The 9,379-nt window shown below is 71.4% G+C and carries 9 protein-coding genes; 2 read left to right on the top strand and 7 right to left on the bottom strand.

Annotation, left to right across the window (positions count from 1 at the left end; all coding sequences use genetic code 11):
* Nucleotides 1-159: 159 nt before the first annotated feature.
* Complete coding sequence (glnA, locus tag IE247_RS05965) at nt 160-1,569, bottom strand: type I glutamate--ammonia ligase (protein ID WP_190121811.1); 1,410 nt, start codon at nt 1,567-1,569, stop codon at nt 160-162.
* A gap of 235 nt (nt 1,570-1,804) precedes the next feature.
* Here glnA and IE247_RS05960 point away from each other — a divergent pair, with 235 nt between their 5' ends.
* Complete coding sequence (locus IE247_RS05960; RefSeq protein ID WP_190121810.1) at nt 1,805-2,272, top strand: RDD family protein; 468 nt, start codon at nt 1,805-1,807, stop codon at nt 2,270-2,272.
* Between the two features lie 118 nt (nt 2,273-2,390).
* Here the strand turns inward: IE247_RS05960 and IE247_RS05955 are convergent, their stop codons facing one another.
* From IE247_RS05955 to lipB, 4 genes are all read right to left on the bottom strand, one after another.
* Nucleotides 2,391-3,101, bottom strand: coding sequence for a DUF4191 domain-containing protein (locus tag IE247_RS05955; RefSeq protein WP_190121809.1), 711 nt, complete (start codon nt 3,099-3,101; stop codon nt 2,391-2,393).
* Between the two features lie 10 nt (nt 3,102-3,111).
* A complete protein-coding gene (locus tag IE247_RS05950) occupies nt 3,112-3,312 on the bottom strand; it encodes an SCO2195 family GlnR-regulated protein (RefSeq protein WP_190121808.1) in 201 nt (66 codons plus the stop codon).
* Between the two features lie 238 nt (nt 3,313-3,550).
* On the bottom strand, nt 3,551-4,528 hold the full coding sequence (lipA, locus tag IE247_RS05945) for a lipoyl synthase (protein ID WP_190121807.1): 978 nt from the start codon (nt 4,526-4,528) through the stop codon (nt 3,551-3,553).
* Nucleotides 4,529-4,652: 124 nt separating this feature from the next.
* A complete protein-coding gene (gene lipB / locus IE247_RS05940) occupies nt 4,653-5,447 on the bottom strand; it encodes a lipoyl(octanoyl) transferase LipB (RefSeq protein ID WP_190121806.1) in 795 nt (264 codons plus the stop codon).
* Nucleotides 5,448-5,674: 227 nt separating this feature from the next.
* On the opposite strand from lipB, the gene IE247_RS05935 reads away from it, so the two are divergent.
* Nucleotides 5,675-7,129 (top strand): NsdA family TPR-like regulatory protein, encoded by a 1,455-nt coding sequence (locus IE247_RS05935; protein ID WP_190121805.1) that lies wholly within the window; start codon nt 5,675-5,677, stop codon nt 7,127-7,129.
* 128 nt (nt 7,130-7,257) lie between these two features.
* Here the strand turns inward: IE247_RS05935 and IE247_RS05930 are convergent, their stop codons facing one another.
* Nucleotides 7,258-7,875, bottom strand: coding sequence for a TIGR03086 family metal-binding protein (locus tag IE247_RS05930; RefSeq protein WP_190121804.1), 618 nt, complete (start codon nt 7,873-7,875; stop codon nt 7,258-7,260).
* A 50-nt stretch (nt 7,876-7,925) separates the two neighbouring features.
* The gene (locus tag IE247_RS05925) at nt 7,926-9,245 is read right to left on the bottom strand and encodes an NAD(P)/FAD-dependent oxidoreductase (protein WP_229868692.1); all 1,320 of its coding nucleotides are present in this window, start codon (nt 9,243-9,245) and stop codon (nt 7,926-7,928) included.
* Nucleotides 9,246-9,379: the final 134 nt, after the last annotated feature.

Genomic DNA, 9,379 nt, shown 5'->3' with positions numbered 1-9,379 from the left:
GGCCTGCCGGGCGTTCTCGTCCTCCTGATCGGTCATGCGCCCATTCTGTGCCATGGACGGAAACGGCCGCCGGCCACGGCTTCCGGGAAGGAAGCGCGTGGCCGACGGCTGGTGGACAGCTCGGGGGAGCGGGGAGATCCGCTCCGGCCCGGGGTGTTCCTAGATGTCGAAGTACAGCTCGAACTCGTGCGGGTGGGGGCGCAGCTGGATCGGGGCGATCTCGTGGGTGCGCTTGTAGTCGATCCAGGTCTCGATGAGGTCGGAGGTGAAGACGCCGCCGGCCTGGAGGTACTCGTTGTCGGACTCCAGGGCGTCGAGGACGGCCGGGAGGGAGGTGGGGACCTGGGGGACGCTCGCGTGCTCTTCGGGGGCGAGCTCGTAGAGGTCCTTGTCGATCGGCTCGGCGGGCTCGATCTTGTTCTTGACGCCGTCGAGGCCCGCGAGGAGGAGGGCGGAGAAGGCGAGGTAGGGGTTGGAGGAGGGGTCCGGGGCGCGGAATTCGACGCGCTTGGCCTTGGGGTTGGAGCCCGTGATCGGGATCCGCATCGCGGCGGAGCGGTTGCGCTGGGAGTAGACCATGTTGACCGGGGCCTCGAAGCCGGGCACGAGGCGGTGGTAGGAGTTCACCGTGGGGTTGGTGAAGGCCAGGAGCGAGGGGGCGTGCTTGAGGATGCCGCCGATGTAGTAGCGCGCGGTGTCGGAGAGACCGGCGTAACCCTGCTCGTCGTAGAAGAGCGGCACGCCGCCCTGCCAGAGGGACTGGTGGACGTGCATGCCCGAGCCGTTGTCGCCGAAGATCGGCTTCGGCATGAAGGTGGCGGTCTTGCCGTTGCGCCAGGCGACGTTCTTCACGATGTACTTGAAGAGCATCAGGTCGTCGGCGGCGGCGAGGAGGGTGTTGAACTTGTAGTTGATCTCGGCCTGGCCGGCCGTGCCCACCTCGTGGTGCTGGCGCTCGACCTGGAGGCCCTGGCGGTCCAGTTCGAGGGAGATCTCCGCGCGGAGGTCGGCGAAGTGGTCCACCGGCGGGGCGGGGAAGTAGCCGCCCTTGTAGCGGACCTTGTAGCCGCGGTTGTCCTCGACCTTGCCGGTGTTCCAGGCGCCGGCCTCGGAGTCGATGTGGTAGAAGCCCTCGTTGGCGGAGGTGTTGAAGCGCACCGAGTCAAAGACGTAGAACTCGGCCTCGGGGCCGAAGTACGCGGTGTCCGCGATGCCGGTGGAGGCGAGGTAGGTCTCGGCCTTCTTGGCGATGTTGCGCGGGTCGCGGCTGTACTGCTCGCCCGTGATCGGGTCGTGGATGAAGAAGTTGATGTTGACCGTCTTGTCCCGGCGGAAGGGATCGACACGGGCCGTCGACAGGTCGGCGCGGAGCGCCATGTCGGACTCGTGGATCGCCTGGAAGCCGCGGATCGAGGAGCCGTCGAAGGCCAGCTCCTCGGTCGGGTCGAACGCCGCGGCCGGGATCGTGAAGTGCTGCATCACGCCAGGCAGGTCGCAGAATCGAACGTCGATGAACTTGACGTCCTCGTCGGCGATGTACTTCTTGACGTCGTCGGCGTTCTGGAACATCCAACTCCTCCTACTCCCGTCCCGGGCGGGGCGGGTTTGTACAGCTCGGTCGTGCGGCCAGTGCGGTGGCGCGCGCAGCCCCGACCTTAGGCAGACGGGATTTCTCCAGCATGACCCATTTGTTTCGCACAAGTTAACCGGGGCGGTACGGGGCGGCGGCCCGGCGCGCCGGGCGTTCCGCCCGGAACCGGGACCGGGCGGAAGGAGGGGAAACCGGGCGCAGTACCGTGGACGGGTGGACAACAGGCAAGTAATCGGATCGTGGCTCTCGGGGCCCCGCGCGGCGGCCGAGGAGATGGGCGCCGACTTCGGGCACCGGGGCAAGCGGCTCGGTCTGCCGGAGGCAGGACCGGGCTCCATGGCCCCCCTCGGACGGCGCTTCGGCGCCCTTTTCATCGACTGGGGGCTCTGCTTCCTGATCGCGTACGGACTCCTCGCCGACGGCGACCGGCAGGCCGCGGGAAACTGGGCCCTGGCCGTCTTTCTCGTACTGAACGTGCTCACCGTCGGCACTGTCGGCTTCACCCCCGGAAAGCGCGTCCTGGGCCTCGCCGTGGTCTCCGCGGACGGGGGCAGGCTCGGCGTCGGGCGGGTCGTGGTGCGCAGCGCGCTGCTCTGCCTCGCGATCCCGGCGCTCATCTGGGACCGCGACGGGCGCGGGCTGCACGACCGCCTCGCCCGTGCCGTACAGGTCCGGATCTAGCACGGAGACGCGGAGACGCGGAGAGACACGGAAACGACGAATGGCTGAGGGGCTCCCGGAATCCGGGAGCCCCTCAGCCATTCGTCAGTCAGTCAGTCGGACGCGCGGAACGCGTGCCTCAGCGGGTCTTCGGGCCGCCGCGCGGCATCCGCATGCCCTTGGGCATGGGCCCCTTCGGCATGGGCATATTGCTCATAAGATCCCCAAGTGCCCGAAGCCGGTCGTTCGCGGCCGCCACCTGCGCGCCGGAGAGTACTCGCGGCAGCTTCAGCATGGTCGTACGGACCTTCTTCAGCGGCACCTGGCCCTCTTCGGTGCCCACGATGATGTCGTGCACCGGTACGTCCAGCACGATGCGCGCCATCTTCTTCTTCTCGGCCGCCAGCAGCGACTTCAGCCGGTTCGGGTTGCCCTCGGCCACCAGCACGATGCCGGCGCGGCCGACGGCGCGGTGGATCACGTCCTGGCTGCGGTTCATCGCGACCGCCGGGGTGGTGGACCAGCCGCGTCCCACGTTCTGGAGAACGGCGGCGGCAGCGCCGGGCTGGCCCTCCATCTGGCCGAAAGCCGCCCGCTCGGCACGGCGGCCGAAGATGATCGCCATCGCGAGGAACGCCAGGAGGAAGCCCAGAATGCCCAGATAGATGGGGTGGCCGACCCAGAAGCCGATCGCGAGGAAGACACCGAAGGTGACGATTCCCACAGCCGCGATGATCAGACCGACCTTCGGGTCGGCCTTTCGGGTCATCTTGTAGGTCTGAGCGATCTGCTTCAGTCGCCCCGGGTTCGCAGCGGCGTCAGCGCCGTCTGATTTTGCCTTCCTCGCCATAACCGGAAGTTTACGTGGCCTGTGGGGCGGTACCAGCCACGGCCTCCAGTACATGCTGGGCCTCGGCCCGGTCCCTGGCCCGGCCGCGGTCCTCCAGCACCGCCGACCAGGCGTTGCGGCGCGCGGTGCGCTGTCCGCCGCCGAGAAGCAGGGACTCCACGGCACGCAGGGCGCCGGTGATGGACGGGCTGGCGGTCGGTGCGGTCTGCATTGGCGGAGGCCCCCCTCTGGATACCTGAGATCCGGACACATTCGGACACTGGGATCAGGTTTACCCGTTGGTGTTACCAGGGGGTGACCGACCGGTCAAACATGGATGAAACCATGACGCCGCGCCGCGCCGGGCCCGGTGAACGCGGACGCGGCCCGTACGCCGCCCCTACCTGCGGGGGGAGTACGGGCCGCGCCATGACCAGCCCTTACCGGGCGGTAGTCGCTTGTGCCCGAATTCACACGGTGGTGGCCTGCTGCACGGTGGCGGCCGACTGGCCGCGCCGCTCCATGGCCTGGCCGAAGAGCCGGCCGGCCCGGTACGAGGAACGGACCAGCGGGCCCGACATCACACCGGAGAAGCCGATCTGGTCGGCCTCGTCCTTCAGCTCCACGAACTCCTGCGGCTTCACCCAGCGGTCCACCGGCAGATGCCGCGCCGACGGGCGCAGATACTGGGTGATCGTGATCAGCTCGCAGCCCGCGTCGTGCAGCTGCCGCAGCGCGTCGGTGATCTCCGCGCGCTCCTCGCCCATGCCCAGGATCAGATTGGACTTGGTGACCAGCCCGGCCTCACGGGCGCGGGTGATGACCTCCAGCGAGCGGTCGTAGCGGAAACCGGGACGGATCCGCTTGAAGATGCGGGGCACGGTCTCGACATTGTGCGCGAGCACCTCGGGCCGGGACGAGAAGACCTCGGCCAGCGCCGCGGGCATCGCGTTGAAGTCCGGTATCAGCAGCTCGACCTTGGTGTGGCCGCCCTCGCGCTCCGACGTCATCGAGTGGATCTGGCGGACGGTCTCCGCGTACAGCCACGCGCCGCCGTCCTCCAGGTCGTCGCGGGCGACGCCGGTGATGGTGGCGTAGTTCAGGTCCATGGTGACGACCGACTCGCCGACCCGGCGGGGCTCGTCCAGGTCCAGCGCCTGCGGTTTGCCCGTGTCGATCAGGCAGAAGTCACAGCGCCTGGTGCACTGGTCACCGCCGATGAGGAAGGTCGCCTCGCGGTCCTCCCAGCATTCGTAGATGTTGGGACAGCCCGCCTCCTGGCACACCGTGTGCAGCCCTTCGCCCTTCACGAGCGCCTGCATCTTGGTGTACTCGGGGCCCATCTTCGCCCGGGTTTTGATCCACTCGGGCTTGCGCTCGATGGGGGTCTGGGCGTTCCGGACCTCCAGGCGCAGCATCTTGCGTCCGTCGGGTGCGACAGCGGACACGTCGGCGCCCCTTTCTGCTATCGCGGCATTCGATTCTGCGGCGCACACCAGGGTACGCCCGTCAATTGTTCGGCCCTACGTCCGGCCAACCCCTACTCACCGGGGCGCATTCCCATCACGCGCTCTACACTGCGCTCTCCACCCGCCTCGGGCGGAGATCGGCGTTCTCCAACACCGACCTCAGGTGTCGCTCCACCACCGGCAGCACCTCCGCGATGGTGATCTCGCGGCCCAGCTCATTCGCCAGCGAGGCCACCCCCGCGTCCCGGATCCCGCACGGCACGATCCGGTCGAACCAGGTGTTGTCCGGGTTCACATTCAGGGAGAAGCCGTGCATCGAGACACCCTTGGCGATCCGGATGCCGATCGCGGCGAGCTTGCGGTCCTCACGGCGCTGACCGGCGTTGGAGGGGGCGTACTCCGGGCCGTTCAGCCTCGGGTCGAACTCCTCGTCCGTGAGTCTCGGGTCGAAGTCCAGCGACAGCCCGCCGAGCGCCGGGCGCTCCTCGACCGGGTCGCCCAGCACCCACACCCCGCTGCGGCCCTCGATCCGGCTGGTCTCCAGACCGAACTCGGCGCACGCCCCGATCAGGGCGTCCTCCAGCCTGCGGACATGGGCGACGACGTCCACCGGACGCGGCAGCTTGAGGATCGGATAGCCCACCAGCTGCCCCGGGCCGTGCCAGGTGATCTTGCCGCCGCGGTCCACGTCGATGACGGGCGTGCCGTCCAGGGGGCGCTCGCTGTCCTGCGTACGCCGTCCGGCCGTGTAGACCGGCGGGTGCTCCAGCAGCAGACAGGTGTCCGGGATCTCGTCGGCGAACCGGGCCGCGTGCACCTCGCGCTGCCTCTGCCACGCCTCCTGGTACTCGACCGCTTCCTCGCCGAAGCCCAGCCGGACGAACCGCAGCTCACTCACGGCACTGCCTCCCTAAGAACCTTCACCGTGCACTTGTCGCGCCCAGCCACTGTACGGCGGTGCACGCGGCCGTGACGGCCGAGGGCGGGCCGTCAGTGTTCACCCGGTTGCTCACACGATCGGATGAATGTGCGGCCGACCCGGCAGTACGCAGGGCAAAGGCCGCTAAATTCGCGCCGTTCCATGAGGGCTGCGACTGGCCCGGAAGGCAGGAGACCGCACAGCTGATGACGGAACGACCCTCGCAGCGCATCCCCAATCGGCAGCTCGCCGCACTCATCCAGGAAGCCGGATTCTCCAACGCGGGCCTCGCCCGCCGAGTCGATCAGCTCGGGCTGGAACACGGTCTCGACCTGCGCTACGACAAGACCTCCGTGACCCGCTGGCTCCGCGGCCAGCAGCCGCGCGGCACCACGCCCGCGCTGATCGCCGAGGTGTTCACCCGACGGCTCGGCCGCCGGCTCTCCGCCCAGGACCTGGGCCTCGACGCCTGCGCACCCGTCTACGCGGGTCTGGAGTTCGCCGCCACGCCCGAAGAGGCGGTGGACATCGTCAGCGGGCTCTGGCGCAAGGACTCGGGCAGCCACGCGGAGCTGCGCAAGATCGCCTTCACCCCGGCGGGACTGGTGGTGCCCAGCCGGGACTGGCTCATCGGCCGGGCCGACGAACGCGTGGGCCGGGCCGCCGAACAGGCCACCACCGGGAGAGTCCCCGCACAGGGCGCGCCCGGAGTGCCCCGCCCCCGGCCCGCCGAGCGCGGCACCGACCGGAGCCCCGGACAGCGGGTCTCCGGCGGAGACATCGCCGCGCTCCGATCGGTCGGCGAACTCTTCCGCACCCTCGACCACGCCTACGGCGGGGGCCACGCCCGCCAGGCCCTCGTCCGCTATCTGGAACACGAGGCCGAACCGATGCTGCGCGGCACCTACGGGGAGGTCACCGGCCGCAGACTCTTCGCGGCCGTCGCCGATCTGACCCGGCTCGTCGGCTGGACCTCGTACGACATCGCCGCCCACGGACTCGCCCAGCGCTACTTCGTCCAGGCGCTGCGGCTCGCCCAGGCCGCCGGGGACCGCGCGTACGGCTCCTACGTCCTCGTCACCATGGCCCGCCAGGCCGTCTACCTCGGCCACGGGAGGGAGGCCGTCCAGCTCACCCGGGTCGCCCAGCAGGGCGTGGGCCCGGCCGCCCCGCCGGTCGTCCAGGCGCTGCTGCACTCCGTGGAGGCGCGCGGACACGGAGTCCTCGGCGACGCCAGGGCGTGCACGGCCTCCCTGGTCCGCGCCGAACGGGCGCTGGGAGCCGCCAGGCCCGGGGACGACGTGCCCTACTGGGCGCGATTCTTCGACGAGGCGCAGATGGCGGACGAGTTCGGGCACTGCTACCGCGACCTCCAGCAGTACCGCCAGGCCGTCCAGCACGCCGAACGCTCCCTCCAGCTCCGCCCCTCCGCCCTGGCCCGCAGCCGGCTCTTCTGCCGCGTGGTCCTCGCCTCCGCCCGGCTGGGCCTGGGCGAGCTGGACCAGGCCTGCGCGCTGGGGGCCGAGGCGGCCCTCCAGGCGGCCGACATGAGGTCGGCCAGGGCGCTGGAGTACGTACGCGACTTTGAACGGAGGCTGGAGCCGTACCGGGACGCGGCGGCGGTGCGGGGGTATCGGGATCGGGTGGCGGCGCTGGGGTAGCGCCTCCGGCGGGGGTCGGGGTGGGGCCGCACGTCCGGTGCGGGTCCGGGTCGGGGCTCCGCCCCGAGCCCCGCGCCTCAATCGCCGGCGGGGCTGAGATTGGCCTCCCTCGCCCCGAACCCCGCGCCTCAATCTCTCCCTGGCTTCGCCGGGGTCCAGGCGGGGGAGCGGCCGCTGAGGGCGATGACTTGGTCGAGGAGGGGGGCGTTTCCGGGGATGGGGACGGCGGGGCCGAAGTTGGTGCCGCGTAGGGGGTCGTCGTCTCCGGCGGCGGCCAGCAGTTCGTACGAGACGCGCAGGCTGGCCTCAGGCAGGGAGTAGGGCTGGCCGGTGGCGCGGGCGAGGTCCCAGCCGTGGACGACCAGCTCGTTCAGGGCGACCTGCCCCGCGACCGGGGCGGGCAGGGTGACGCCGCCGGCGCGGGTGGTGCCCTCCCAGGCCTCGGGGCCGGTCCAGGCCGTCGCCAGCTCCCCGAGCCGCTCCGGCAGGGCGGTCCGCCAGTCGTCGTCCAGCGTCGGAAGGGCACTGTCCGGGGCGGTGTCCGTGGTGGGTCCCAGATCCTTCAGCGCGGTGTCCCGGAAGGCCGTCGCCAGCCCGGTGAGATGCCCAAGCAGCCCCTCTACCGTGTAGCCCGGGCAGGGCGTCGGCTCCCCGAGCTGCCCGTCCGCCACCCCGTCGAGCAGACGGGCCACGGCGTCGGCGGCGGGCCGGAGGTCGGGCGGTGGGTTCTGTGTCGTCGATTCCATACGCTGATGACTTCCCGGCCGGGAAAAATCATCACAAGGGCGCCCGCCACTCAGGCGGCCCGGGCGCTCGGGCGGGGCTCGCGGGGGCGGAGGGCGAAGTCCTGGAGGACGGCGGTGGCCGCGCGGCGGGCCGAGAGCAGGGCTCCCTGGACCGTGCTGGTGCCCCGGTGGTCGCCGCACACATAGAGGCCCGCGAGGACGCGTACGGGCCGGTGCAGGTCGTACGGGGGCTCCATGGCCGGGACCGCGTACGGGTCGTGGTGGACCGCCAACAGCTCCCAGTCGTCCGTCGGCGTCCCGTACACCCGCGCGAGCTGCGCCGACGCCCGCCGGGCCAGCTCCGGCGAGGGCGCGCCCAGCACCGTCGAGGTGATCAGCGCCCGGCCGTCCGGCGCCCGGGCCGGATCCACCTCGCTCATCACCGCCGTGTGCGACACCGGGCCCCCGCCGTCCGCGTCCAGCACCAGCGCCGCGCCCGTCGGCGGCGGGCACGGGGCCGTGTGGTGCAGCACCGTCACCGGGTGGAAGGCGGGCACCCGCAGCCCCGGCAGCAGCTCGGCCGCCTCCCGTGCCCCGGTCGCCAGCACCAGCGCCCGGCAGGACAGCTCGCCGTGCTCCAGGGTGCGGACCCGGTTGATCGCGGTGTCCGTCACCCGTACGCCCGTCAGCACCGTGCCCTCCGGCAGCGCCGCCGCCAGCCGCGCCGGCAGCTCGGCCGAGCCGCCGGCGGGGACGCACAGCCGCCCCCGGGCGAAGCCGCGCAGCGCCAGATCGGCGCAGCGGCTCGATGTCGTCAGCTCCGGATCGCACAGCAGCGCGGACAGCAGCGGGCGCAGCACGCCCTGGACCGTACGGGACGGCAGGCCCCGCACCGACAGCGCCTCGGCGGCCGTACGCTCCGGGCGGGCCGCCAGCCGCTCCACGGAGGTGCCCGCGAGCCGGGCGAGCGAGGCGCGGAGTCTCGCCTCGTCCAGCGGCCGGGGGGCGCTTGCCAGGGCGCGTGCCACCGTCAGTGCGCCCCTCGCGCTTCCGGGCTCTCCGGTACGCCGGACCGTCTCCCCGAAGCGCTGGAGCCGCCCCCCGCTGTGCACGAGCACCCCCGGCGAGAACGGGCGCAGCCCCACCTTCATCAGGGCCGCCACCCGGCGCAGCTCGCTGTACGAGGTGCTGAGCAGCTGCCCGGCGTGGTCCAGCCGGAAGCCGTCGGTCTCCTCGGTCGTCAATCTGCCGCCCGCACGGGGGGCGGCCTCCAGAACGCTGACACTGACGCCGGCTCTGATCAGCCGGTGGGCGGCGGCGAGGCCGGATATGCCGGCTCCGACGATGATGACGTCCGCATGATCCGCACTGTGAGCGGTGCTGATGAGCACGTGCCCTCCCGGAGGTCGGCGCGGCGGGGGCGGCCCGGGGGCCGCCCGGAGAGCCGGGGTTCGCACTGAGGGTAGGGAGGGGGTGGGGGGTGGGGGTGCGCGCATGGGGTGGGGCAACGGAGCGCGGGGGGCGC

This window comes from Streptomyces inusitatus, from assembly GCF_014651115.1.
GTDB lineage: Bacteria > Actinomycetota > Actinomycetes > Streptomycetales > Streptomycetaceae > Streptomyces > Streptomyces amakusaensis.
This window is presented reverse-complemented; position numbering and strand designations above follow the sequence as displayed.